The following is a 24564-nucleotide window of genomic DNA, read 5'->3' as shown; positions in this document are numbered from 1 at the left end:
CCGCCACACTCTCGGGGTGGTCGACATCATGCCCCCCGACGGACGTGCCGGAATCGACGCCTCACTGGTCAAGCGGCTGCTCGAGGACCAGTTCCCGCAGTGGAGCGAGCTGCCCGTGACGCCGGTCGAGGTCGACGGATGGGACAACCGCACCTATCGGCTCGGCGAGGAGATGACGGTGCGCCTTCCGACCGCTGCCGGCTACGCGCCGGCGGTGGACAAGGAACATCGGTGGCTGCCGGTCCTCGCGCCGTCCTTGCCGGTCGCGGTTCCCGTGCCGCTGGCCAAGGGCGTGCCGGGCGCGGGATACCCGTTCGACTGGTCGATCCGCAGGTGGCTGGACGGCCAGACCGCCACCCTCGACCGCGTGGACGACCCGTGCGGGTTCGCGGAGTCTTTGGCCGAATTCCTCCTCGCGCTGCGGCGCGTGGACGCCGCGGGCGGGCCTCGGGCCGGTGCGCACAGCTTCTACAGGGGCGCGCCGCCGGCGCACTACGACGAGCAGACCCGTCGCGCCCTCGCCGCGCTGGACGGTCAGCTCGACACCGGCCTGGCGTCGGCCGTCTGGGACGCCGCCCTGGAGGCGACCTGGTCCGGGCCGCCGGTGTGGTTCCACGGCGACTTCGCCGCCGGCAACCTGCTGGTCAGGGAGGGGAAGCTGGCCGCCGTCATCGACTTCGGGACCTCGGGCGTCGGCGATCCCGCCTGTGATCTGGTGATCGCCTGGACGATGCTCTCGGGCGACAGCCGGGAGGCCTTCCGGCAGGTCGCCGGCCAGGATCGCGCCATGTGGGCGCGGGCCCGGGGCTGGGCACTGTGGAAGGCGCTGATCGTGCTGGCCGAGAAGATCGGCACCGACGAGGAGCAGGCCGCCGTACAGCGGCGGGTCATCGACGAGGTCCTGGCCGACCACAAGAGCGCCGGCTGACGATCGAGGAGCGCCGGCCGCCGACCGCGGGACCGCCGGCCACAGGACCGCCTGCCGCCGAGCGCGGGACCGCCGGCCACAGGACCGCCTGCCGCCGGCCACAGGACCGCCTGCCGCCGACCGCAGGACCGCCGGCCGCAGGACCGCCTGTCGCCGGCCACAGGACCGCCGGCCGGCGACCAGGATCAACCCGCCAGGGGCGCGACGGCGCGCATGCGCTCGAAGTTGGCGACGTACTGCCGGTAGATCGACTTGTCGTTGAGCCTCAGCAGCGTCTCGTCGTTGCGGCGCAGCGACGTCTCGATGTAGTTGTGGCTGCCCGTGATCACCCAGTGGGCGTCGCGGTCGCCGCCGTACGAGCCCTCGATCAGCAGGTACTTGGAGTGCACGCGGCCGGGCAGCGCGCCGCCGTCGCCCAGGGTGCGCAGCTCGACGCGCGGCTCGGCCAGCAGGAGCCGCTTGACCTCGTCGCTCATGATGCCGTACACGATCCGGACGGTGCAGCCGCGGGCGGCCAGGTCGCGGAGCTTGGCCGGGATGGCGATCCGGAAGGTGTCCCACTCGGACATGCCGACCCGGATCGTGGTGCCGCCCTGGCAGGTCACCTTGCCGAGCTCGTCGACGATGGGGTCGCCGTCCGCCTTGGGGAAGAAGGCGGCCCGCACCGACCCGCCGGGGCCGCCGGTCTGGACGACGCGGTAGTAGTCGAGGTTCTTGCGCTCGGCGGCCAGGTCGCCGAAGTAGCGGGCGTAGGCGTCGTACAGGCGCCGGTTCCCGGGCAGGACGACCGCGTTGTTCCAGTACGTGGAGGAGTTGAGGTCGGTCAGGTTGGCCGACGACTGGACCACCACGTCGGAGGCGTCGCCGGTGCGGGAGAACAGGTAGAACTTGTTGTGCTGCCCCTTGTTGCCGATGCACGCGGCCGTGCCACCGGACAGCGGCCCGCTGCAGACGTGCGTCCACGAACCGGCCGCCGTGTCGGTGCCCAGCGCGGCGGCGAGCTTGGCGGCCACGGCCGCGCCGCGCGTGTCCCCGTCCAGGATGACCTGCACGTCCACGTCCCGCTGGTGCGCCTTGATCAGCTCGTCGGCGAACTCGGTGCCCGCGGCGCCCGACATGACGAAGTGGGCGACCTGGATACGGGCCCCGGCGGGGGCCTGCCGGACGAGGCCGCAGAGCGTACGCACGAGGGCGGCCGGGTCCCCGCCCGCGGGGTCGTTGAACACGGCGCTCGTCGTGACGCGCGCGGGAACGGGGGCGTCAGCACAGGCGGAGGCCGCGGCCGAGGCCGGGGCGGCGCCCGTCAACGTGGCCGCGGCCAGGACGGCGCCCACGACAGCGGCCACGACGGGGGCCGCGACGGGGTCCGCAGTCGGCACTGACAGGGACTTGCCAAGCATGGATCACTCCTTCAGGACGCGGCCACCACCGGCCGCGGGTGTCGCCGGTGCTCCGGGGAAGCGGCGCGCGACCTGAAGACCCGTGTCCCGGCCGATGAGCGCCGGCTCCTCGTCGCGGCACCGATCCTGGACCCTGCGGCGGCGTGTTCGGAAAGGGCAGCCTGAAGGCGGGATCAACGATGAGGGAACATCTCCTGACGCCCAGGCTCGGCCGCCGGGGACCGCGCCCAGCCCCCGGTGGATGATGTTCGGGTGACAATTCAGGCAAACGGCAGCCCGCGAATGCCCGCCGGGCTCATCGCGCTGACCCTCGGCAGCTTCGGGATCGGCCTGACCGAGTTCGTGATCGCGGGCCTGCTTCCGCAGGTGAGCCGGAGCCTGGCCGTGTCCGAGGCCGCGGCGGGATGGTTGATCTCCGGGTACGCGCTGAGCGTCGCGGTCGGCGCGATCGTGGTGACCGCCGCCACCGGCGGGCTGCCCCGCAAGCCGGTCCTCATCGGGCTGGTCGCGCTGTTCGTCGCCGGCAACCTCCTCTCCGCCGTCGCGTCCGGCTATCCGGTGATGCTGCTCGGACGCGTCGTCGCCGCCCTGTGTCACGGCTCGTTCTTCGGCATCGGCTCGCTCGTCGCCCGGCGCATGGTCGCGCCGGAGCGGGCGTCGAGGGCGGTGGCGGTGATGTTCGCCGGGTTGACGCTGGCGAACGTCCTGGGCGTCCCGTTCGGCGCCCTGGTCGGCGAGCGCTGGGGCTGGCGCGTCACGTTCTGGGCGATCACCGCGATCGGCGTGATCGCCCTGGTCGCCATCGCGGCGATGGTGCCGGGCTGGGCCGGCGCGGTGGACCGTACGCGTCCCTCGGCGGCTTCCGGCCCGAACGGGCTGCGCGTCCAGCTCCGCGCGTTCCGCTCCGCGCAGGTCTGGCTGACGCTGGCGGCCACCGCGCTCGGTTACGGCGGGATGTTCGGCGCGTTCAGCTACATCGCCTACACCTTCACCCGGGTCACCGGCTTCTCCGGCGCCGACGTCGCCTGGCTGCTCGTCGTGTACGGCAGCGGCCTGGTGATCGGGAACCTGGCCGGCGGGCGGGCCGCGGACGGCGACCGGGACCGCACGCTGGTCGTCTCGCTGGCCGGCCTCACCGCCACGCTCATCGCGTTCGGCCTGCTGGCCGGCAGTCCCGTCGCGTCGGTGGTCCTGGTGTTCCTGCTGGGCCTCTTCGGGTTCGCCGGCGTGCCCGGCATGATCACGCGGGTCACCGACTACGCGAACGGGGTCCCGCTCGCCGCCAGCGCCAACGTCTCCGCCTCCAACGTCGGCAACGCGCTGGGCGCCTGGCTCGGCGGCCTGGCGATCAGCGCCGGCCTCGGCTACACCGCCCCGCTGTACGTCGGCGCCGCCATCGTCCTGGCCGGCCTCGCCGTGATGACGATCAGCGCGCGCCTGGCACCGGCCCCGGCTCTCGACGACACCGGCCTCGCCCCCGAGACGACCCCCACGACCTGATCGAGGTGCTCTGGCGCCGGCCGCCACGGAGCCCGACCGCCTTGCCATCCGGCTCTATGCGGACGGCCGCGTCAATCGGCGTGGCCGTCCCTGCGGTCCCGCCCCTCCGCCGCCGGGCGTCCGAGCAGCTTGTCGATGCTGCGGCGCTCGCGTTTGGTGGGACGTCCCGCGCCACGAGCCCGGGCGGCCACCGTGACGGTCTCCTCGCGCGGAGGAGGCGGCGGGCTCTTGTCGACGTAGCACTCGGCGGCCACGGCGGCGCCGACGCGCTTGGTGATGATCCGGGAGACGACCACGATGCGTTCGCGCCCCTCGTGCCGCAGCCGGACCTCGTCACCGACCCGGACGACGTGCGCGGGCTTGACCCGCACCCCGTTGACCCGGACGTGACCGCCCCGGCAGGCGTCGGCCGCGACCGAACGGGTCCTGGTCAGCCGCACCGACCAGATCCAGCTGTCCACCCGCGCACTCGTCTGCTCACCTGACACCCCGACACTGTACTGAGTGACGATCGGTCATGAGGAGTCAAGGACGGCGGCCTCGATGCGTCCGAGCAGGGGCGGGCTCCAATGGGTGCCATAGGCGGCCCGCAGCCGTGACAGCCGCCAGTCGTCGCCGGTGACGACGCGGCGGCACAAAGGCGTGCCACAACGGCAGGCCATCGACCACGCGGCGACGCCGGTGTGCGTGGCGTAGTCGATGGTGAGCTCCTCGCCCGGTTCGATGTCCCGTCGGGCGATCACCGTGGTCGCGTCACGGTGCCAGAGAGTGGGGTCGCAGGAGTGGTTGCCGTAGCGCACCGGGTGAGCGGGATCGAGAAGCAGGTGGACGCCTTCGGCGACGGTGAGGCTGCTGTAGGGCGGTGTGAGGCGGGCCAGGGTCTCATCCCCGATGACGCGCCCGCCGAGCCGCATCACGACCTCGTCCTGGCGGATCTGCTCGATGGCGAACAGACCGGTGCCGTGGATGGAGGAGAGCCGGGGCTGAGCGCTTGGGGTGAGCCAGCATTCTGAGCTCATCATCGGCACTTACCCAGGGAGCGCACTGCCGAAATCGCACTCGCGTGGGAAGTGCCTCCGAGCCTCAGCGAGTGACACGGAGCGGTGTGCGTTCGGGGGATGGCGGAGGGAGGGCCGACGAGGTGGCGCCAGGGGTCCAGGCGGTGGGGGCGCTCGGTGTGCGAGGACACCGCGAGCGGGCCGTCAGGGTTCTTGCGCGGCGGTCGCGGTCGGCGGCGATGTGAGCAGCTCGTGGATGAGCGGGACGGCCAGGCGCAGGACGTCGTCCAGCGGGGCGCCGGCCAGATCGGGAGTGCGCAGCAGGTGGCGGTGGAAGGTGATGCCGAACATGACGGCCCCGGCCAGCGCCGCCCGCAGCCGCGGGTCCGGCCCCTCCAAGTGGAAGGCGATGCGGTCGATGGCCTCGGCGGTGATGTGCCTGCGCAGCAGGTCGGCGGCCTCGTCGCTGGTCAGGCTGGTACGCAGGAGCACGGCCATGGGGCTGTCGGGGGCGGCGGCCCAGCGTTCGAGCATGGCGCGCAGGTAGTTCTCCGCCGAGGCCGCCGGGTCGCCGTCCACCGTGAGCGCGTCCACGTTGATGCGGAGGTCGAGAGCCTCGCGGAAGAGCTGCTCTTTGGTGCCGAAATACTGGATCACCGAGGACTTGTCCACCCGCGCCTCGGCGGCGATGGCCCGGATGGTGGCGCGGTCGTAGCCCACCTCGCCGAACACCCGCCGCCCTGCCTCCAGGATGCGGCGGCGGGTGCGCTCGCCCTTTCGCTCGCCGCCGCCGGCCTGCTCGATGGCATCGGTCACTGCTGGTCACCTCATCCCGCGCAGGCCGATGCTATCCACTACGGCCTGTCAGCTACCGGGCCGGCCGAGCGGGAAGCCCGACATGTCGCCGGCCTTCATCCGCTCGAACGCCTGCCGCATCGACTCGGCGTCGTTCAGATGCGGGAACGGCTCGCCGGCCGGGACGTCCACGCCGAGGAAGGCGCACAGCGGCTCCCACCCCTCCCGCACGTCGAACACCAGCAGCCGCTCCGCGGGTATGCTCTGCTTCACCGTCTCCACGTGCCGGTCGAAGGCCGCGACGACCAGCTCCTCGTCGGACAGGTCGTCCCCGAAAGCCCAGCCGGGGCCGAAAAGGGCCTGCCCCATCTGGTTCAGAGCCGGCCGCATCCGCTGCATGGTCGAGAAGAGCCGGCGGACCTCCTCGGGCATCTCGTCCGAAGGGTCCGGCCGGTTCTCGCCGGAGAGCAGCATCCGGATGCTCGGGTACCACTTGTGCGGGTCTCGTACGGTGAGTATGACCTTCGCCTCGGGATAGGCGTCGGCCAGCTCCCGCCAGTAGAAGCTGGCGGGCCAGTCCACCTCCGCCTGGTAGCCGTCCTCGAAGACCCGGTCCCAGTCCTCGCGAGTCCGGACTTTTCCGGCGGCAGCCTCCAGCCAGTGATCGACGTGGCCGGGATGGGTCATCACCTCGACCATGTGGTAGCAGGGGGCGAAGCCCAGCCGCTCCAGCGCGGCCTTCATTGACGTGGTGCCGGTGCGTGGAAGGCCCGCGCCGATGACTTTGATCATGACGAGTTCCCCTGTCGTCCGCGATGGCGGTCGCCCTCAGGCTAGGAGGACGGGCGAAAAAACTCAACAGTTGTACATTTTTCTGCCGGCCCCCGTGTGTGATGGATCTTTGTTGCGCTTTGATCACGATTGCCGAATCTGCATGACTCTCGTGCCTGACATCAGATGATCAATGCAGTCAAGCTTCGGAGAGAGGACATCCCATGCACTTATCCGCAGTTCGGTCTGCTCTGAGCGGCGCCACCGTCGTCTGCGCCATGCTCCTCACCGCCCTCCCCGCGACCGCCTCCGCCGCACCGGCCTCGACCGCCCAGGCCGGCGCCGCCCAGGCCGGAGTCGACCGCGGAGTGCTGCTCACCAAGGCGGATCAGCCGCCGGTCAGCGAGTCGTACGGGGACCCATGGATCAACCCGTACTTCGAGCCCGGCGTCACCGGCCCGACCTGCTGGGAGTACGGGCGCGCCACCGGCGCGAGCGCGGGCGTCAGCGCGAGGTTCTCCACGCCGACGTGGTTCCACTCCTACAACGACGTCTGGGTCTTCCCGAGCGCTGACGCCGCGGCCGCCTTCGAGCGGCAATGGCGGGCCGACCTGGCCACCTGCGTCGACCGCAATCCGCCGGCCGAGACCGGCTCCGCGGTGTTCGACGTCACCAGCGCGGGCGAGGCGGACGGCGTGGAGGTCCTGCGGGTCACCGCCGCCGTCAACCCGTACTCGACCCTGACGCACCACTTCTGGGTCGCCGTGGTCCGCCAGGGCCGCGCCGTGTACGCCGTCCAGCTCCTCGACTACCGGCACGGCGACCCGCAGCTCATGCCCTTCGACGCCACGGTGGCCAAGATCAAGGCCAAGCTGGCCGCGTACTACCCCTAAGGGCGCTCAGGCGACCGCCTCCACGCGGGCGGTCGCCGTTCCTGCGGCGAGGAACACCACGTGCCGCTCCTGCGGCCGAACCCCCGTAGACCGGCAACCGCGTCCACCGGCACCCCTTGCGTTATGGTGTGTGACCCTCGTGCCGGAGCACACCAGGTGCCCGCGCGCCGACGGCGGCTTCGGCCGAACGGTCACGGAGGATCGGGAGCCCTTTGAGACAGCGGACCTTCCTCGCCGCACGCATCGACCAGTGGTCACGCGAGCACCCCAGGCGGCTGGACCTGACCCTGACCGGTCTGATGTGGCTGGTTCTCGGCCTGACGAGCGCTCTTGCCGGGCTGCCCGCCTTCCTCGTCGCCACGGCGGCCATCCTCCCGCTCGTCGTACGGCGACGCTTCCCGACCGCGGTCCTTCTCTGGTCGGCCGCAGCCTTCGGGGTCCAGCTCCTGGTGGTGCCGATCCCGTTGCCGGCCGACATCGCGCAAGCGGTCGTCGTCTATACCGTTGCCGCGCACGTCGGCTCTCTGCCGATCCGCCTGCTCGCCCTCGGCGCCGCGCTGGCCGGGAGCGTGCTCGCCGGCTTCCGATGGAGCACGCCGCCGGAATACCCGGTCAACGTGGTGAAGAACGCGGCGTTCCTGGGGATTCTGGCTGTGCTCGTCTGGGTCATCGGCAATCTCGTCCGCGGCCGCCAGGCCAACATGCGCGCACTGCGTGAGGCGGGTGCCCAGCTCGAGGAGGGCCGGTTGCACCACGAACGGTTCGTCGCGCAGCGGCAACGGGTCGCCGCGGCACGGGAGATCCACGACATCGTGGCCCACTCTCTCACCGTCGTGATCGTGCAGGCCGACGGCGCGGAGTACGCCGCCGAGCACGCCCAGCCCTGGGACCGCGGGGACGCGGGAAGGGTCTTCGCCACCATCGGGCGTACCGCGCGGTCGGCCCTCACCGAGGTGCGCGGCGTCATCGAGGTCCTGCGCGAGGCCGACGGGCCGGACGAGCCGCGCGGTGCCGGGCTGGGACTCGCCGAGCTGCGGCAGCTCGTGGACTCGGTACGGGCGGCGGGACTCGCCGTGGAGGTCGACGCCGAGCAGGCCGCGTTCGACGACGTTCCCACCGCGATACGGTTTGCCGTGCTCCGTGTGGCCCGGGAGTCACTGACGAACGTGCTGAAGCACGCCGGCCCGTACGCGGCAGCGCACGTGGTGGTCGCGAGGACGCAGGGAGGGATCATGGTACGGGTCGAGGACGACGGTGTCGGCGTCCGCCGCGCCGACGCGACCGGTTCCGAACCCGGCTACGGCCTCGACGGAATGCGGGAGCGCCTGCGCGCTCTCGGCGGAGTCCTGGAGGCGGGTCCACGCCCCGGCGGCGGATTCGTGGTCGACGCCGCGATTCCCGTCGCCGTTCTGCCGCCTTCCGCGCCGGGCGGCACGAGAGCAAGCGGCGAGCGATGAGCGCCGACCGCCTCGTCCGCGTCTTCCTGGTGGACGACCAGGAGCTGGTACGCACCGGGTTCGAGATGATCCTCGACGCCACCCCGGATCTGCGGGTCGTCGGATCGGCCGCCGACGGGCAGACGGCCCTCGACGCGCTGCGGCGGCCGGAGCACCGCGCGGACGTCGTCCTGATGGACATCCGCATGCCGGGGCTCGACGGCGTGGAGACCACCCGGCGGCTGCTGGCCACACCCGACCCGCCACACGTCGTCATGCTGACCACGTTCGACGACGACGAGCTCGTCCTGGCCGCACTCCGAGCCGGGGCGGCCGGGTTCCTGCTCAAGGACGCGGGCGCGGCGGAACTGCTGGCGGCGATCCGGGCCGCCGCCGCCGGGGAGGCGCCTGTCGCGCCGAGGCTCGTACGCCGCCTGATCGACTCGTTCGTCCTCGCACCGCCCGCGACCGCACCCGCCGGGCACCCGCCCGCCACCGCGTCCAGGCTGGAGCGGCTCACCACCCGCGAACGCGAGATCCTCGCCTCGGTCGGCCTGGGACTCACCAACGCGGAGATCGCCGCGCGGCTTCAGCTGGCGGAGTCGACCGTCAAGACGCATCTCGGCTCGGTGCTGCGCAAGCTCGAGCTACGCGACCGCGTGCAGGCGGTCATCCTCGCGCGGACGCAGGGGCTGACCGGCGACTCGCGGCAGACCGGCTGATCCCGATCGCGAGGGCGCAGGCCGCCGTGCCGACGAGCACGAACAGCCCGGTGTCACCGGCCAGGTACTCGCGCACCACCACGGGGTACTCGGTCGAGACCGCGTGCTCCAGCAGCAGGGCGAAGGTGGCGTTGTGCGCGAAGTGGGCCAGCACGACCGGCCACACGCTCCCGGACATGACGCGCAAATACCCGAAGAGGAACGAGAACGCGATCACCGAGCCACCGAACAGCAGGAGCACCAGGGGCCGGTCTCCTTCGCTGTGGTAGTACGGCGTGAACAGGATGTACGGCAGGTGCCAGGCGATCCAGACCAGCCCGACCACGAGCATCGCCGAGCGCTCGCCCAGGAACGCCAGCCGTGGCTGCAGGTAGCCCCGCCAGCCGATCTCTTCCGCGAACGACAGGATCGGCCCGGTGACGGACACGGCGATCAGCGACTGAAGCCAGTCGCCCCGCGGCGCGGAGAAGCGGCCGAAGCCGAGCGCGACGGCACCCGCGGTGGCGAGCAGGCAGACGCCGGCGGTGGTGGCGAGCGCGAGCGGCCAGGTCCGCAGGCCGAGCCGCCCCGTACCGAGCCGGCGCCACCCGGCTCTGGAGTACCCCTCTCGGGTGACGACGAGCAGCATGGCCAGCACGACGAGCAGCGGCGAAAGGGCGAGGACGAGCCCTCCGGCGATGCCGGCGGTGCCCAGCGAGATCGTGAGCACGAGGACGACGAAGACGATCGACGTGGCGCGATCGGAGAGCCGTTCGAACATGGGCAGACCTTCTTTCGGGGAACGGGCCTGGCCAGTGTTCATGAACGCGTCGCCGCCGCCATCCACCCACGATCCGAATTTCGGCCGCCCCTGGCCCGCCCCTTCCGCCCGCGGGACTAGGCCCCTGGTCCAGGAAGCCGGCAGGTGCGCCCCCGACCGTGCCGTGTCGTGTCAGCGGCCGCGTCAGAACGGCGACGGCCCGGTATCAGCGCGCTCGGCGATGGTGGACGCCATGAACGGTGCAGCGCCCGCCCGTTCAGCCGAATCTGTCGAAGGAGCACATGACCATGTCCATCACCCTCACCGACCAGGACAAGCTCACCCTGCGGACCGCCGCGTACGGTGCCGTCTCGCTGCTGGCCGCCGCCGGTGCCGCCGGCTCGCCCCACAGGATCGCCACCGAGGGCTCCATCGCCCTGGCCTCCGCGACCGGCCCGGTCGGCCACGTGCTCGCCGCGAAGAGCAGAGACATCAAGCTGGACGGCAAGTCCGTGGCCGAACTCGCCGACCACGTGCTGCCGGCCCTGACGGCGGCCATGAGCCTGCTCAACAAGCAGGACCCGGCCGAGGCGGACAACTTCCGCAACACCGTCAACGTCGCCGTCGAAGCAGCCACCCGCACCCACCAGGGCCTGCCCAGCCCCACCGTGGCGGAGATGGTCCGCAAGATCACCGGAGCCCTCGACGCCGCCACGAACAGCGGGGCCCTGCCGAAGGTCGCCGCCGGGCAGGATCGCCCGGAGCTGCAGAAGGTCATCCAGGAGATCGTCGATTCCGGTTTCACCGGGGTGTCGCTGCGCGTGCACGATGAGCGGGGCGAGTGGGCCGGCAGCGCCGGCGTGGGCAAGCTGGGCCAGAGCGCCGAGCCGCCGGTGAACGGGCACATCCGGATCGGCAGCAACACCAAGACCTTCACCGCGACCGTGGTGCTGCAGCTGGTGGGCGAGGGCAAGATCGGGCTGGACGACCCGGTGGACGACTACCTGCCCGAGTTCGGGCTGGACCGGCGGATCACGGTGCGGATGCTGCTGCAGCACACCAGCGGGGTGTTCAACTTCACCGGCGAGTACTACGACGACGGGACGGTCGGGCCGGGGATCGTCTGGTCGGGCCAGGAGTGGGTGGACAACCGGTTCAGGACCTACCGGCCCGAGGAGCTGGTACGGCTGGCGCTGTCCAAGCCGGCGCGGTTCGAGCCGGGCACGGACTGGAGCTACTCCAACACCAACTACGTGCTGGCCAGGCTGCTGATCGAGAAGGTCACCGGCCGTTCGCTGGCCGAGGAGATGCGGCGGCTGATCCTGGGGCCGCTCGGCCTGTCGGGCACCGTGGTGCCGGACACCTCGCCGGAGCTCCCCGAGCCGCACGCCCACGCCTACTACCGGTACGGGGAAGCCGGCCGGGAGGAGACGGTCGACGTCACCCGCCAGAACCCCTCCTGGATCTCCACCGGCGGCGACATGATCTCGACCACCCAGGACCTGCACACGTTCATCTCCGCGCTGGTGGGCGGCAGGCTCCTGCCGGCCGAGCTGCTGGCCGAGATGTGCACGCCGGAGCCGAAGGCCGGCTACGGGCTGGGGGTGTTCGTGCAGGAGACGGCGTGCGGCGGCACCGTCATCACCCACAACGGCGGCATCGCGGGCCACGGGGCGCTGATGTACAGCACGCCCGACGGCAGCAGGACCCTGACCGCCGCGCTGAACTACGTGGACGACGTCACGATGTCCCTGGCGGAGGCGTTCCAGAAGGCGACGCGGCGGCTCGTCGACGAGGTGTTCTGCGGCGGGCAGGCCGGATCGGCCCAGTAGACCGGACCGGCCCGGCGTTCTCCCCACGGCGTGAGGCGGCATGGCGGCGCCGGGCCCGCTCGCCTCACGGATGCATCATCGATTGAAGGTCCATCGCGCTTGAAGCGGGGGATCCGCGGCGAAAGTTTACACCGAGTGTTCAACGATACCGTTTAAGGAATGGATATCAAGGACACGGCCCGGCCGGTCGACGGCGCGGGCATCTCGGCGTTCCTGCGGTCGCTTCCCGCCCGGCCCCTGCTGCTCGGCCTGGGCGAGGCCAGGCACTTCGTGGGGGAGTTGGGCGAGCTGCGCAACGAGATCTTCCGGCATCTGGTCGAGCACGAGGGCTACCGGTCGTTCGCCATCGAGAGCGACTGCCTCATGGGCCTCGTGGTGGACGACTACGTCATGACGGGCGCGGGCACGCTCGACGACGTCATGGAACGCGGCTTCAGCCACGACTTCGGCTCCGTACCGGCCAACCGCGAGCTCGTACGCTGGATGCGGGCCTACAACGAGGAGCACGACGAGAAGCTCAGGTTCTTCGGGTTCGACGGCCCTCTGGAGTATTGGGCGGCGAGTCCCCGCCAGGCGCTCACCGCCCTCCACGACCTCCTCGACGGCCCGCTCCTGTGCAGCAGGGAAACCCTCGACACGCTGCTGGGTCCGGACGAGCGGTGGTCGAACGAGGCCGCCGCCATGGACCCGTCCCAGTCGATCGGCCGGTCCGCCGAGGCCCAGCGGCTGCGGCTGATCGCCGACGACCTGGTGGCACTGCTCGACATGCAGGCGCCGCAGCTGAGCGCGGAGGACAGGGAACGGGCGGCACTGTACGCCCGCACCGCCACCGGCCTGCTCCGCTACCACTACTGGATGGCCGACGCGTCCCCGCTGCGCTGGACCCGGCTGTCGGCCCTGCGGGCCGTGATGATGGCCGGCAACCTGCGCGCCATCGCCGAGCACGGCCCGGCCCTGGTCTTCTCCTCCAACCTCCACCTGCAGCGGAACAAGAGCCTCATGCCGTTCGGCGACCAGCGGCTGGAGTGGTGGAGCGCGGGGGCGATCGCCGCGGCGCACCTGGGCGACCGGTACGCCTTCCTGGCCTCGGCGTTCGGCACGGTCGGCGACGGCACCCCGCCCCCGGACACCGTCGAGGGCATCCTGTCCACGCTCCCGTGGGAGCACGCTCTCGTCGATGCCCGCCGCCTGGCCGAAGCCGTCACGAAGCCCGTCCAGCGCGTCTCCCACGATTTCGCCTATTTCCCGCTGGACCCGGCCCAGCTCGACCGGATCGACGGCATCGTCTTCCTCAAGCAGGCCGTCAGGCTGAAAAAGCTGGGCTGACAGGCGTGGTGGGCCGCGGGCTCCATCGGTTCTCATGGAGTTCTCAGGTGGATTTTGTAGCACTTTGAGCTGACTTTTATGACTATGGGGCGATGGAGCACGCGCCTCAGGAGGCCGATGCGGCCGAGGCTCGGGGAGCCGGGGCCGGCAGGGCTCGGCGGTTCGCCGTCGGAGGCGGCGTGCTCGTCGTCGTGGCGGTGCTGGCGTACTGGCTGGGGAGCGGCGGCGGGAACGGTGAGGTGGCCGCGCCCCGGCCGAGCCCGACTCCGACGCCCAGCGCGACGCTCACGACGGCCGAGGTCTTCAAGAGGGTCGGGCCGTCGGTGGTGGTCATCCAGGCCGGGAAGTCGCTCGGGACCGGGGTGATCGCGGCCGAGGACGGGACGATCCTGACCGCGTACCACGTCGTCAAGGGCAAGAAGGACGTCGACCTGACCTTCGCCGACGGCACCAAGGCGAAGGCCGTGGTCGCGTCGTCGAACCCCGAGCGCGACGTCGCGGCCCTCAAGCCCGCGAAGCTGCCGGAGATCGTCGTCCCGGCGACGCTCGGCGGCGCCGTGGCCGTGGGCGCGCCCGTCGTGGCGATCGGCAACCCGCTCGGCCTCACCTACAGCGTCTCCACCGGCGTCGTCTCGGGCCTGAACCGGACCACCGAGAACGGCAGCCGCGACCTGGGCGGGCTCATCCAGTTCGACGCCTCCGTCAACCCGGGCAGCTCCGGTGGCCCGCTGCTGGACGGTCGCGGCCTGGTCATCGGGATCGTGGTCTCGATCGCCGATCCGGGCGGCGACGACGCGTTCGCGGGCATCGCCTTCGCGGTGCCCATCGGCGTGGCCCTGGGCGGTGACGAAGGCGACGGCCCGCCGGGTGACGGACCTGGGATCTGACCGACCGATGCGTCTCGAGAAGGAACAGCGTATGACCTCGACCAAGTCCGCCGAGTCGGCCCATCCGCTCGAACAGGTGCTGTTCGAGGTCAAGCGGACGATCGTCGGGCAGGACGTGCTGCTGGAACGCATGGCCGTCGCGTTGATCGCCGACGGGCACCTGCTGGTGGAGGGGGTGCCGGGGCTGGCCAAGACGCTCGCGGTGAGGTCGCTGGCCGCGGCGATCGCCGGGAGCTTCCAGCGCGTCCAGTTCACCCCCGACCTGGTGCCGGCCGATCTCGTGGGTACGCGGGTCTACCACCAGCACTCGGGGGAGTTCAGGACCGAGCTCGGCCCGGTGTTCGCGAACCTGCTGCTGGCGGACGAGATCAACCGCGCCCCCGCCAAGGTGCAGAGCGCCCTGCTGGAGGTGATGCAGGAGCATCAGGTGACGATCGGGCGTGAGACGTTCCGGGTGCCCGAGCCGTTCCTGGTCATGGCGACGGAGAACCCGATCGAGTCGGAGGGCACCTACCCGCTGCCCGAGGCGCAGGTCGACCGGTTCATGATGAAGGTGGTCGTCGACTACCCGACGCAGCCCGAAGAGCAGGCGATCGTCGAACGCGCGCTGCGCCCGCCCGAGCCGCCGCAGGCGATGGTGACGGCCGAGGACCTGGTCGCGATGCGGGCCCGCGCCCGGCAGGTGTACGTCGATCCGGCGATCGTCGACTACGCGGTCCGGCTGGTCGCCGTGACGCGCTCGCCCGCGACGGCCGGGCTCGGCGAGCTGGAACGGTACGTCACCTACGGGGCGAGCCCGCGGGCCTCGATCGCGCTGGTCACGGGCGCCCGGGCGCTGGCGTTCCTGCGCGGCCGTGACTACGTCCTGCCGCACGATCTGTCCGAGCTCGCGCTCGACGTGCTGCGCCACCGGCTCGTGCTGTCGTACGAGGCCCTCGCGGACGACGTCGACGCCGACACGATCATCGCCAGGGTGCTCGGGGCCGTCCGGGCGCCCGACGTCGTCCTGCGGAACCGCTGAGCCGCCATGGCCGCCACCCCAGAAAAGCTCCTGCTCCGCCTGGAGTGGAAGGTCGTCCGCAGGCTGGACGGCCGCCTCCAGGGCGCCCACCGCACCGCGCACCGCGGCTCCGGGATCGACTTCACCGGGTTGCGCCCCTACGGCGACGGCGACGACGCCCGGCACATCGACTGGAACGTGACCGCCCGGCTGGACGAGCCGCACCTGCGGGTGTTCACCGAGGACCGCGAGCTGACGGTGTGGCTGGTGCTCGACCGGTCGGCGTCGATGCTGGCGGGCCGCCCGGGGCGCGGTAAGCACGACGTGCTCGCCGAGCTCGCGCTCGTCCTGGCCCGGCTGTTCGGCCGGGGCGGCAACCGCGTCGGCGCCCTGCTGTTCGACACGGGGATGCTGCGCGTCGTGCCGCCCGGCACCTCCCGGCGGCACGCGCTGCGGATCGGCGCCGAGCTGGAACGGACCGCCGGGGCCGCGCGTGGCGGCGCCACCACCGACCTGGCGGAGATGCTGGACGCGGCGGGACGGCTCGCGCGCCGCCGCGCCCTCGTCGTCGTGCTGTCGGACTTCATCGGCGACGGCGACTGGGAACGCTCGCTCCAGCGCCTGGCCCGGCGGCACGAGGTCGTCGCCCTGCGGATCGTGGACACGGCCGACGACGCGCTGCCCGAGGCCGGGCTGATCGTGGTCGAGGACGCCGAGACCGGCGAGCAGCTCGTCGTCGACTCCGCCGACCCGCTGCTGCGCGTCCGCTTCCGCGAGGCCGTCGACGCCCGCGACGCCCGGCTCGCGGCGGGCATGCGCCGGGCCGGGGTGCCCGTCCACCGCGTCGACACCGACCGCGACCTGGCCGAGGCGCTCGTCGAGGTCGTCGCCCGGACCCGGGACCGGTCGTCATGACCGAGCCCGTGGAGCGGAGCACCCTCATGACCCTGTCCTCCCCGCTGCTGCTGGTCGTCGGACTGCTCGTCACGGCGGCGCTCGCCTGGGCGGTCGTCGTCTCCGCGCGCCGCCGGACGGCCGCCCTGGCCGCCGCCGGCGTCGCCGTGCCGGGTGGCCGGCGGGCGTACCTCGGCAGCGGCCTGACGATCGCCGGCGTCGCCGTACTCGCGATCGCCACCGCCGGGCCCGCGGCCATGGTGCCGGTACCGCGGACCGCGGGCACCGTCATCCTCGCCATCGACGTCTCCAGCAGCATGGGCGCCGACGACGTCGCGCCCAACCGGCTGGCGGCCGCGCAGCGGGCGGCCCGCGCGTTCGTGGCGGCGCAGCCCGACAGCGTCGACATCGGCGTCGTCGCGTTCGCGCGGGACGGGCTCACCACCGCCCGCCCCGACGCCGACCACTCCATCGCGCTCAAGGCCATCGACCGGCTGAAGGTCACCGGCAGCACCTCGCTCGGGACGGCCATCACGGCCTCGCTGACGGCGATCACCGGCAAGCAGGTGGTCATCGGCCGCGACGGCACCGTGCCCGACATCGGCTACTGGCCGTCGGCGACGATCGTGATGTTCTCCGACGGCCAGAACAGGGGCGGGGACATCGAGCAGGCCGCCGCCGTGGCCCAGAAGGCGGGCGTCCACATCCACACCGTCGGGGTCGGCACCACGGCCGGGGCGACGGTGCAGGTCGACGGCTACCACCTGCAGACCTCGCTGGAGGAGGACACCCTCACCGTGATCGCGCAGACCACCGGCGGCGGCTACCACCCCGCCTCCGACGCCGCGCGGCTCGACGGGATCGCCGACACGATCGATCTGCGGCTCACCGTCTCCGGCGAGCCGCTGCCCCTCGCCGGCGCCCTGATCGGGCTCGCCCTCGCGCTGCTCACCGCCGGAGCGGCGCTCACCGTGCTCCGGTCCGGACGGGTGATCTGAATGTCGTTCTCATGGCCGTGGGCGCTGCTGTCCGTCCTGATCATCCCGCTGATCTTCGCCATCCGCTGGTGGGCGGGGCGCCGCCGCAGGCGTGCCGCCGTGCGGGTCACCTCGATCGCGCTCGTACGCGCGGCCCTGCCCGGCCGTACGCGCTGGACGCGGAAGATCCCCGCGGCGCTGTTCGTCGCCGGGCTCGCGCTGCTCGCGGTCGGGGCCGCCAGGCCGCAGGCGTCGGTGCCGGTGCCGCGGACGTCGGCGACGATCCTGCTCGCGCTCGACACCTCCGGCTCCATGTGCTCCACGGACGTCGACCCCAACCGCATCACCGCCGCGAGGAAGGCCGCCGCCGACTTCATCGAGTCGCAGCGCGGCGGGCCGCGCATCGGCCTGGTCACCTTCGCGGGCACCGCGGGGCTGCTCGTGCCGCCCACCGACGACACCGACGCGCTGATCAAGGCGCTGGACGGCCTCACCGTGTCCCGCGGCACCGCGATCGGGCAGGCCATGCTCACCTCGATCGACGCGATCGCGGAGGTCGATCCGTCGGTCGCCCCCACCGGGGCGAGCCCCGCCGACGGCGGCGGGGGAGGGTACGCCGGTGCCGCGATCGTCGTGCTCACCGACGGCGCCAACACCCAGGGCGTCGACCCGCGGACCGCCGCCCAGGAGGCGGCCCTGCGCCGCGTCCGCGTCTTCACCATCGGCTTCGGCACCACGAACCCGGCCCCGATGGTCTGCGACAACTCCCAGTTCGACGGCAGCGGCTTCGGCGGCTGGGGCGGCGGCTTCGGCGGGCGCGGCGGATTCGACCGCGGCCGGAACGTCCGCCTGATCGACGAGCCCGCGCTCAAGCAGATCGCCCAGACCACCGGCGGCTCCTACCACCGCGCCGAGAACGCCGACCAGCTCCAGAGCGCCCTCGACGCCCTCCCCGGCAGCTTCACCGTCGTCCGCCGGCGGGTCGACACGGCCGCCGCCTTCGCCGCCGGCGGCGCCGTCCTCATCACCGCCGCCCTGTCCCTGTCCCTCTGGTGGAACCGCCCCCGGACCCCGGCCCGCTGACGACACCCCGCCCCAGACGGCCGGCGGGCATCCAGCCGCGTCAGGCGGTGAGGACCGCGGCGGTGGCCGGCCAGCCCTCGCGGGCGCTGGGGTAGCGCGGGGCCCAGCCCGTGGCCGCGCGGAAGCGGGCGTTGCTCACCCTGAGCGAGCGGGTCAGCGAGGTGAGGCGGTGGCCGAAGAGATAGGCGGCGCGGCCGGGGACGCTGAGCCACAGGCGGGTGGCGGCGGCGCGGGCGAGCGTGTGGGCGTACTCCCGTTTGGTCAACGGCTCGTCGTCGACGACGTTGTACGTGCCCGCAGGCGCCCCGAGCGCGGCGACGACGGCTTCGGCGGCGTCGGTCAGATGGATGGAGGAGACGTAGCCGTCTGGGCGGCCGAGCACCATGCCGACGTGGTGGCGGGCCTGGGCGTACATCTCCTCGCTGTGCGCGGCCTCGGGCCCGTAGAACCAGCCGAACCGCAGCACCACGCCCGCGCCGCCGCCCTCCCGGCCGAAGCGGTGCGCGCCCGACTCGGCGGCGAAGTTGCCGCGGGTCATCGGGTAGTGATCGACGGGCGCGTCCTCGTCGATCCAGCGCGCGCCCTGGTCGCGGTAGACCATGCTGACCGACTCCTGGACGACCCGGCCGACACCGGCGGCCAGCGCGGCGTCCACGACGGCGGCCGAGCCCTCGGTCCGTACCCGGTTGTTCCGGCGCTGGGCGCTGGCGCTCATGAACCTGCTCATCGGCGGGATCGCGCTGGCCAGGTTGACCACCGCGTCGTGGCCGGCGAAGGCCGAGGTCAGCGCCTCGCGGTCGAACAGCGACACCGTGACGGGGGTGGCGCCCTGGCTGCTGAGGGCGGCCGCCTTCCCCGGCGTGCGGGCCAGAGCGGTCACCGTGTGCCCCGCGGCGAGCAGGGCAGGGACCGTGTGGCGGCCGATCGCGCCGGTGCCGCCCGTGATGAACACTCGCATAGAAAGAGAGTACTCTCTCACTATGGCGAGATCGACCCCGGGGGTCACCCGGCAGCGGCTCATCGACGAGGCGGTGCGGCTGTTCTCCACCCGCGGCTACGCCGAGACCTCGGTGGCCGACATCCAGGCGGCATGCGGGCTGACCACCGGCTCGGGGGCGCTCTACAAGCACTTCCCGTCGAAGCGGGCGCTGCTGGAGGAGGCCGTCCGGCAGAACATGGAGGCCGTCGCCCGGCGCGCCGCCGCGGCCACGGCCGAGCGGCCGGCGGACGAGGACGGGCGCGCGGCGCTGGAGCGCATGGCACGGGTGGTCTGGGAGTCGCTGGAGGACGACCGCGATCTCATCCGCATCATGCTGCGCGAGTACGACGGGTTCCCCGACCTGTTCGAGCGCATGTGGGAGGGGGTGCTGGCCAGCGTGTACGCCCAAGGCGCCGCCTGGATCGCCGCGCAGAAGGAGCTGGGCAGGGCCGACGTCGACGATCCGGAGGCGGCCGGGGCCGTGCTCCTGGCGTCCCTGACCTACTATCCGCTGCTGCGGGCCATGATCGGCCACACCCCGGGCGGTCTCGACCCGGAGCGGTTCCTCGCGGCCTGGGTCCAGCACGCCGCCGCCACCCTCCGGCTGCGCTGACGGCGGTCACCCGCTTCCCTCCGGGGCCGGGCCTCGCCTGACGGCCCCCCTCGCGGTGACCGCGACCCGGCTACCGGGGCGCAGGGTCGCGGTCACCGAAGTACGGCCCCGCGCGCTCCACGAATGCGTCACATGATCGCGAGCTGACCCCCGTCGTGCCGTCGCCGGCCTCCGCCGTGGGCATCTACCTGATGACCTCGTTCTTCCAGTCGTTCCCCAAGGAGCTGGAGGAGGCCGCGCGGATCGACGGCTGCTCGCGCTTCGGCGTGTTCTTCCGGGTCGTGTTGCCGGTGGCCAGGCCGGCTTCCAGGGCCGGCACCGGCCCGACTGGCCGGCCATCATGGCGGGCACGGCCTGGCCGGCGGCATCCGGTCCTTGAGCGCCGTCACGCTCACCGCCGCGACCGGCGCGGTCCTGCCCAGGAAGACGGGGACCGCCACGCAGCGCGCGCCCGGCTCGTTTCCAAGGTGTTCGGTCAGGGTTCGCGGGTGTCGCCGGGCCGGGTGGCCCATCCGCCGTACTCGTAGCGCGTGTACCGGCCTCCCTGGTGGGGCTCGGTGAAAGCGCCCAGCTCGGCCGCGAAGTCCTCCGCGTCGTCCGCCGGCCGGTAGCCGAGGGCGCTCGCCGCGGCGTTCTGGGTCCACCACGACCGCGTGTTGCGCGAGACGCCGTAGACGACCACGTGTCCCGAGCCGGGCGGCGCGGTCAGGCAGGCGCCGTAGAGCCGTGCCGCGTCGTCGTGGCTCAGCCAGGTGTGCAGGTGGCGCGGCTCGGTGGGGCGCTCCTCGAAGGAGCCGACGCGTACGGAGATCACGTCGAGGCCGAAGCGGTCGGCGTACAGGCTGGCCAGCGCCTCCCCGAACGCCTTGGCCGCGCCGTACAGGCCGTCGGGCCGCACGGCCTCCTCGCCGTCGAGGGTCGTGCCTGCCGGGTGGAAGCCGGTGATGCGGTTGGAGCTGGTGTTGACGACGAGCCGGACGCCCTCCCTGCGGCACGCCTCGAAGACGTTGTAGACGCCCTCCAGGTTGGGGCCCTTGATCGCGTCGAATCCGGCCTCGTCGGAGACGCCCCCGAGGTGGATCACCGCCTCGGTGCCCCGCACGGCCGCCCGCACCTGGTCGAGGTCCAGGAGGTCGGCGGGGACGAACTCCTCGTGCGCGGCGAGCGGGCCGACGTCGCGGAGGTCGGACAGGCGCACCCGCGCGATCTTCGGCAGCAGCGTGCGCCGCAGCACCTGGCCGATGTTCCCGGCGGCTCCGGTCACGAGGACGGATTCGGGGAGTCCGGTCATGATGGTCACTTCTCCAGGATCTCAGGGATGCGGCCGGCGATTTGCTCGCGGGCGTGCTCGCACTCGGCGAAGCTGTGCGGGCAGGACAGAGCATGCTCGACGAGCTCCTTGGCGGCCAGCGCCCGCGAGATGCGCCGTTCCAGCTCCTGAACGTGCTGGCGCAGCAGATCGCGGTGGTCCATCGGGTCGGCGGCGGACAGCAGCACGCGCAACTCGCCCAGCGTGAAGCCGGCCTCCTTGCCCATGAGGATCAGCGCCACCCGCTCGAGATCGCCCCGCCCGTAGGCGCGCTGACCGCCCGCGCGCCGCGCGGGCGCCAGCAGGCCCATGCTCTCCCAATGGCGCAGGACATGCGTCTCCAGGCCGAACCGACCGAACGGTGGTGGCTGCGCCGGGGCGAACCGCTGGGCCTGCGCGTTCCCGACCTTCCTCCGCTCACCGCCGTCGTGGTCACCAACCTGGCCACCAACCACTGGGACCTGCGCGCGCTGCGCCACCTCCCGGCCAAGGACACCACACCGCTGTACGTGCCCACGCGCGGCATGGCCCGCCGGGCCCGAGCCCTCGGATTCCGGCGGGCGGAGCGCCTGTCGTGGGGGCGGAAGCTCGACCTCGCGCCCGGCCTGTCCATGACGGTCGCGCCGTCCGGGCGGACCCTCGTCTGGCCCGACAACGCCTACGTCTTCACCACGGCGGGCGGCCGGGTCGTCTTCTTCGGAGGGGAGATGGGGGAGGTCGCGCCGCTGGAGCGGTTCCGGGCCGACCTGGCCCTGCTGCCCGTGAACGGGCTGCGCCCCCTCTTCGGGCCCCGCCTGGTCATGGGGCCCCGGCAGGCCGTCGCGGGGGCGTCCGCGCTCGGCGCCGGGATCCTGGTCCCCGTACACGACGCCCATGGGCACGACCCGCTGTCGCGGCTGTTCCGCACCAGCGGCACCGCCTCCGACGCCGTGGCGCTGGCGGGCCCCGAGCTGCGGGTGGTGGACCTGCCGACGGGCGAGCGCTGGGAGCTCGACGCTTGACCACGCGCCGGGCGGCGAGTGACTGACCACGCGCCGGGCGGCGAGTGCCCGATCACGCGCCGGGCGGGCGCTCGCCAGTGCTTCCATCGTGGGCTCTCCAGCGCGTCCACGGCGCGTTGAACAGCCCCGGCCGGTACGCGTTCAACGCCACATGGATCGCGGCGGGGGCCACGACGATCGAGCCCAGCGTGTCGGTGGCGTAATGCGCTCCCAGGTAGACCCGCGCCAGCATCTGACCGGCCACGAGCACGAGGCCCGCAGCCAGCACCGGCCGGTGGAAGCGGGTGTGCCTGGCCAGGGTCGCGACGGCGATCACGATCGACAGGGTCAGGCACACGTGACCGCTGGGGAAGCTGCCGGGGCCGAGGCCGTACACCAGGGCGTCGGAGACCGGGGGCCGGGAACGGGCGACGACGGTCTTGAGCACCCAGCTGACGCCCCACCCGGCGGCGATCACCACCAGCACGCGCCCGGCGGCCCGCCGCCGGCCCGAGAGGGCCACCCCCGCGACGAGGGCGAGGGCGAGGAGCGGGCCCATGACCGTGCCGAACCCCACGTTCAGGACCTGCGCCACCGCGGTCGGCCACGGCCCCCGGGCCGACTGCACCCAGTCGCTCACGGCGGTGTCGACGGCGGTCCACGCGGGCATACGGGCGGCGAAGCCCATCACCGTGCCGAGAACGAGGAGCGCCACCGGGCCCACCACCGGGCCCACCATCGGGCCCACCACCGGGCCCACCACCGGGAACCTCGCTCTGTCCGACCTCATGGTGGAACGATAGAGAGGGCCGGATAAGGCCGAGCTCAGCCTCCGGCGCGGGCGCGCGGGGCCCGCAGGACGAGCAGCCCGCCGACCCCAGGGACGAACGCGAGCCATCGGCCGGCCGGCCGGGCCGTCCAGGCGGCCGCGATCACGGCGAGGTAGGCGGTGCCGTGCAGCGGGCCGCAGAACGTCGTGATCACCTTGGCGTGCACGGTGAACAGGTTCCCGAGCAGGACCACGAGGGAGGCGGCCTCGACGGCGGCCGCGATTCGCAGCAGGCGCATGGCGGGTCAGTCTCCCGCGCCGGGCCGTACGATCATCAGGACCACGACGATCGCCCAGGCCAGGTTGTAGAAGCCGGCCAGCATGGACAGCGCCCGCAGCGGCCGTTCGCCGCCGGGCTCGCTGAGCGCGGCGCGCTGGCGCGGGTAGATCTGCGTGGCCAGCAGGGCGCCGGCGACGGCCGTGAGGATCATGGAAACGGTGATCCAGATCTCGCCCATCCGGCCCTGCACGCTCGCCAGGATGATCCCGGCCAGGGGGACGACGAGCCCGAAGGCGGCGTAGCCGCCGGTGATGCGGTGCAGGGCGACCGCCACACCCCGGCTACGCTCGCCCGGGTCCGGCGGCTCGCCCGGCCCGCCGGTCGCGACCGGCGCGTAGCGGGGGAACAGGCTCGTGGCCACGGCCGAGCCTCCCACGAACACGATGCCGGCCAGGACGTGCACCGACAGCAGGACATGCTCCAGCATTCCTCGACCTCCAAACCTTCAGGGTGACTGAAGCCTAGCGCAAGCTTCAGCCACCCTGAAGGTCGGGAGTCCTGGGCGTGTTCAAGCCGGCGCCGCTGAAGTGAGGGCCCGGACAGGGGGCCAACTTTCATTTTTCGGAACGATGGTCTAACGTTCGGAAGATGTCCGAGATGGCTGCCGAGTCGAAGCTCGTCGGATCCGACCGCGTGCTCGCGGTCCTGGCCGAGCTGGCTCGCCACCCCGACGGTATCGGCTTGGAGGAGATGGCCCGAGCGGTGGCCAGCCCCAAGCCGACGGTGCACCGCGCCCTCGCGTCGCTGCGCCGCGCCGGATTCGCGGCCCAGCACGGCCACGGGCGGTACGTGCTCGGCGACGAGTTCCTGCGGATGGCCTTCGCCCACCACGAGGCCCGGCCGGACCACGTCCGGGTCACGCCGATCCTGCGAACCCTGTGCGAGCGCTACGGCGAGACCGTGCACTACGCGGTGCTGGAGGGGACCTCGGTCGTCTACCGGTCCAAGCTCGACCCGTCCGACGGGGCCGTCCGCCTGACCTCCGTCGTCGGGGGCCGCAACCCGGCACACTGCACCGCCGTCGGCAAGGCGCTGCTCGCCGACGCCCTGCGCACCGAGGACGCGGTGCGCGAGTGGGTGGGGGAGCGGCGACTGGAGCTGCCGACCGAGCGCTCGATCGGCACGGTGGAGCGGCTGCACGCCGAGCTCGTGCGCATCCGCGAGCTGGGCTACGCCGTGGACGACCAGGAGAACGAGCCGGGCGTCAACTGCGTGGCGGTCCTGGCCTACCTGACCTCGCCCACCGTGCCCAGCGGCGCCGTCAGCGTCAGCGGGCTGGCCTACCGGACGCCGCTGAAGTCGCTCGTCGACGACCTGCCGGCCATCCGCGGCATCGTCGCCGGGCGGGAGACGTCGTGAACCTCGCCCGTACCCGCCGGGCGGGAGACCTCGT

General features: G+C 72.6%; 28 protein-coding genes. 16 read left to right on the top strand and 12 right to left on the bottom strand.

What is annotated here, in order from left to right; translation table 11 throughout:
- The first annotated feature begins 16 nt into the window (after positions 1-16).
- Positions 17-928 (top strand): aminoglycoside phosphotransferase family protein, encoded by a 912-nt coding sequence (locus H4W80_RS10655; RefSeq protein ID WP_318786796.1) that lies wholly within the window; start codon positions 17-19, stop codon positions 926-928.
- A 185-nt stretch (positions 929-1113) separates the two neighbouring features.
- Here the strand turns inward: H4W80_RS10655 and H4W80_RS10650 are convergent, their stop codons facing one another.
- Positions 1114-2328, bottom strand: a complete 1215-nt coding sequence (locus tag H4W80_RS10650) for a phospholipase D-like domain-containing protein (RefSeq protein WP_192784939.1) — start codon at positions 2326-2328, stop codon at positions 1114-1116.
- A 252-nt stretch (positions 2329-2580) separates the two neighbouring features.
- Between H4W80_RS10650 and H4W80_RS10645 the strand changes: the two genes are divergently transcribed.
- On the top strand, positions 2581-3828 hold the full coding sequence (locus H4W80_RS10645) for an MFS transporter (protein ID WP_318786795.1): 1248 nt from the start codon (positions 2581-2583) through the stop codon (positions 3826-3828).
- 71 nt (positions 3829-3899) lie between these two features.
- Here the strand turns inward: H4W80_RS10645 and H4W80_RS10640 are convergent, their stop codons facing one another.
- From H4W80_RS10640 to H4W80_RS10625, 4 genes are all read right to left on the bottom strand, one after another.
- Complete coding sequence (locus H4W80_RS10640; RefSeq protein WP_192784938.1) at positions 3900-4316, bottom strand: RNA-binding S4 domain-containing protein; 417 nt, start codon at positions 4314-4316, stop codon at positions 3900-3902.
- Between the two features lie 27 nt (positions 4317-4343).
- Positions 4344-4850 (bottom strand): SET domain-containing protein, encoded by a 507-nt coding sequence (locus tag H4W80_RS10635; protein ID WP_192784937.1) that lies wholly within the window; start codon positions 4848-4850, stop codon positions 4344-4346.
- Between the two features lie 180 nt (positions 4851-5030).
- On the bottom strand, positions 5031-5642 hold the full coding sequence (locus H4W80_RS10630; protein WP_318786794.1) for a TetR/AcrR family transcriptional regulator: 612 nt from the start codon (positions 5640-5642) through the stop codon (positions 5031-5033).
- Between the two features lie 48 nt (positions 5643-5690).
- Positions 5691-6413, bottom strand: a complete 723-nt coding sequence (locus H4W80_RS10625; RefSeq protein ID WP_192784936.1) for a sulfotransferase family protein — start codon at positions 6411-6413, stop codon at positions 5691-5693.
- Positions 6414-6670: 257 nt separating this feature from the next.
- Here H4W80_RS10625 and H4W80_RS10620 point away from each other — a divergent pair, with 257 nt between their 5' ends.
- From H4W80_RS10620 to H4W80_RS10610, 3 genes are all read left to right on the top strand, one after another.
- Positions 6671-7285, top strand: coding sequence for a hypothetical protein (locus H4W80_RS10620; RefSeq protein ID WP_192784935.1), 615 nt, complete (start codon positions 6671-6673; stop codon positions 7283-7285).
- 212 nt (positions 7286-7497) lie between these two features.
- On the top strand, positions 7498-8742 hold the full coding sequence (locus H4W80_RS10615; RefSeq protein ID WP_192784934.1) for a sensor histidine kinase: 1245 nt from the start codon (positions 7498-7500) through the stop codon (positions 8740-8742).
- Positions 8739-9443 carry a response regulator transcription factor gene (locus H4W80_RS10610; protein WP_192784933.1) on the top strand — a complete coding sequence of 235 codons (705 nt, stop codon included), beginning with the start codon at positions 8739-8741 and terminating at the stop codon, positions 9441-9443. The genes H4W80_RS10615 and H4W80_RS10610 overlap by 4 nt, the downstream gene beginning before the upstream one ends.
- On the opposite strand, the gene H4W80_RS10605 is transcribed toward H4W80_RS10610, so the two are convergent.
- Positions 9391-10203: a CPBP family intramembrane glutamic endopeptidase gene (locus tag H4W80_RS10605; RefSeq protein ID WP_192784932.1), complete on the bottom strand. Its 813-nt coding sequence runs from the start codon at positions 10201-10203 to the stop codon at positions 9391-9393. The two genes, H4W80_RS10610 and H4W80_RS10605, sit on opposite strands and share 53 nt — an antisense overlap.
- A gap of 287 nt (positions 10204-10490) precedes the next feature.
- On the opposite strand from H4W80_RS10605, the gene H4W80_RS10600 reads away from it, so the two are divergent.
- The 7 genes from H4W80_RS10600 to H4W80_RS10570 all read left to right on the top strand — a co-directional run bounded on the left by H4W80_RS10600 (position 10491) and on the right by H4W80_RS10570 (position 18181).
- Complete coding sequence (locus H4W80_RS10600) at positions 10491-12014, top strand: serine hydrolase domain-containing protein (protein WP_225963356.1); 1524 nt, start codon at positions 10491-10493, stop codon at positions 12012-12014.
- A gap of 159 nt (positions 12015-12173) precedes the next feature.
- Complete coding sequence (locus H4W80_RS10595) at positions 12174-13340, top strand: erythromycin esterase family protein (protein WP_192784931.1); 1167 nt, start codon at positions 12174-12176, stop codon at positions 13338-13340.
- 92 nt (positions 13341-13432) lie between these two features.
- Positions 13433-14227 carry a S1C family serine protease gene (locus tag H4W80_RS10590; RefSeq protein ID WP_192784930.1) on the top strand — a complete coding sequence of 265 codons (795 nt, stop codon included), beginning with the start codon at positions 13433-13435 and terminating at the stop codon, positions 14225-14227.
- A 31-nt stretch (positions 14228-14258) separates the two neighbouring features.
- Positions 14259-15248, top strand: coding sequence for an AAA family ATPase (locus tag H4W80_RS10585; protein WP_192784929.1), 990 nt, complete (start codon positions 14259-14261; stop codon positions 15246-15248).
- Between the two features lie 6 nt (positions 15249-15254).
- Entirely contained in the window at positions 15255-16142 is an 888-nt protein-coding gene (locus H4W80_RS10580; RefSeq protein WP_192784928.1) for a DUF58 domain-containing protein, read from the top strand.
- A complete protein-coding gene (locus H4W80_RS10575; RefSeq protein ID WP_225963355.1) occupies positions 16139-17119 on the top strand; it encodes a VWA domain-containing protein in 981 nt (326 codons plus the stop codon). Before H4W80_RS10580 ends, H4W80_RS10575 begins: the two co-directional genes overlap by 4 nt.
- Positions 17120-18181 (top strand): VWA domain-containing protein, encoded by a 1062-nt coding sequence (locus H4W80_RS10570; RefSeq protein WP_192784927.1) that lies wholly within the window; start codon positions 17120-17122, stop codon positions 18179-18181.
- 40 nt (positions 18182-18221) lie between these two features.
- Here H4W80_RS10570 and H4W80_RS10565 read toward each other — a convergent pair whose 3' ends face one another.
- Positions 18222-19139, bottom strand: coding sequence for an NAD-dependent epimerase/dehydratase family protein (locus H4W80_RS10565; protein WP_192784926.1), 918 nt, complete (start codon positions 19137-19139; stop codon positions 18222-18224).
- Positions 19140-19161: 22 nt separating this feature from the next.
- Between H4W80_RS10565 and H4W80_RS10560 the strand changes: the two genes are divergently transcribed.
- Both H4W80_RS10560 and H4W80_RS10555 read left to right on the top strand, forming a co-directional pair.
- Positions 19162-19773, top strand: a complete 612-nt coding sequence (locus H4W80_RS10560; RefSeq protein WP_192784925.1) for a TetR/AcrR family transcriptional regulator — start codon at positions 19162-19164, stop codon at positions 19771-19773.
- Between the two features lie 191 nt (positions 19774-19964).
- Positions 19965-20300 carry an ABC transporter permease subunit gene (locus H4W80_RS10555; RefSeq protein WP_192793399.1) on the top strand — a complete coding sequence of 112 codons (336 nt, stop codon included), beginning with the start codon at positions 19965-19967 and terminating at the stop codon, positions 20298-20300.
- Here H4W80_RS10555 and H4W80_RS10550 read toward each other — a convergent pair.
- Together H4W80_RS10550 and H4W80_RS10545 are read right to left on the bottom strand one after the other, a co-directional pair.
- Positions 20249-21064 carry an NAD-dependent epimerase/dehydratase family protein gene (locus tag H4W80_RS10550; RefSeq protein ID WP_192793398.1) on the bottom strand — a complete coding sequence of 272 codons (816 nt, stop codon included), beginning with the start codon at positions 21062-21064 and terminating at the stop codon, positions 20249-20251. The two genes, H4W80_RS10555 and H4W80_RS10550, sit on opposite strands and share 52 nt — an antisense overlap.
- Positions 21065-21069: 5 nt before the next feature.
- The gene (locus H4W80_RS10545; protein WP_192784924.1) at positions 21070-21393 is read right to left on the bottom strand and encodes a MerR family DNA-binding protein; all 324 of its coding nucleotides are present in this window, start codon (positions 21391-21393) and stop codon (positions 21070-21072) included.
- Between the two features lie 9 nt (positions 21394-21402).
- On the opposite strand from H4W80_RS10545, the gene H4W80_RS10540 reads away from it, so the two are divergent.
- On the top strand, positions 21403-22083 hold the full coding sequence (locus H4W80_RS10540) for an MBL fold metallo-hydrolase (protein WP_192784923.1): 681 nt from the start codon (positions 21403-21405) through the stop codon (positions 22081-22083).
- A 52-nt stretch (positions 22084-22135) separates the two neighbouring features.
- Here H4W80_RS10540 and H4W80_RS10535 read toward each other — a convergent pair whose 3' ends face one another.
- From H4W80_RS10535 to H4W80_RS10525, 3 genes are read right to left on the bottom strand one after another with little or no spacing between them, the layout of a single operon-like run.
- A complete protein-coding gene (locus tag H4W80_RS10535) occupies positions 22136-22852 on the bottom strand; it encodes a phosphatase PAP2 family protein (protein ID WP_192784922.1) in 717 nt (238 codons plus the stop codon).
- 35 nt (positions 22853-22887) lie between these two features.
- A complete protein-coding gene (locus H4W80_RS10530) occupies positions 22888-23130 on the bottom strand; it encodes a hypothetical protein (RefSeq protein ID WP_192784921.1) in 243 nt (80 codons plus the stop codon).
- A 6-nt stretch (positions 23131-23136) separates the two neighbouring features.
- The gene (locus tag H4W80_RS10525; RefSeq protein ID WP_318786793.1) at positions 23137-23598 is read right to left on the bottom strand and encodes a hypothetical protein; all 462 of its coding nucleotides are present in this window, start codon (positions 23596-23598) and stop codon (positions 23137-23139) included.
- A gap of 161 nt (positions 23599-23759) precedes the next feature.
- On the opposite strand from H4W80_RS10525, the gene H4W80_RS10520 reads away from it, so the two are divergent.
- Positions 23760-24530, top strand: a complete 771-nt coding sequence (locus H4W80_RS10520) for an IclR family transcriptional regulator (RefSeq protein ID WP_192784920.1) — start codon at positions 23760-23762, stop codon at positions 24528-24530.
- The last annotated feature ends 34 nt before the right edge of the window (positions 24531-24564 follow it).

The sequence above is a fragment of the Nonomuraea angiospora genome (assembly GCF_014873145.1).
Lineage (GTDB): Bacteria > Actinomycetota > Actinomycetes > Streptosporangiales > Streptosporangiaceae > Nonomuraea > Nonomuraea angiospora.
The sequence above is the reverse complement of the archived record's forward strand: the minus strand, read 5'-3'. Positions and strand labels throughout refer to the sequence as shown.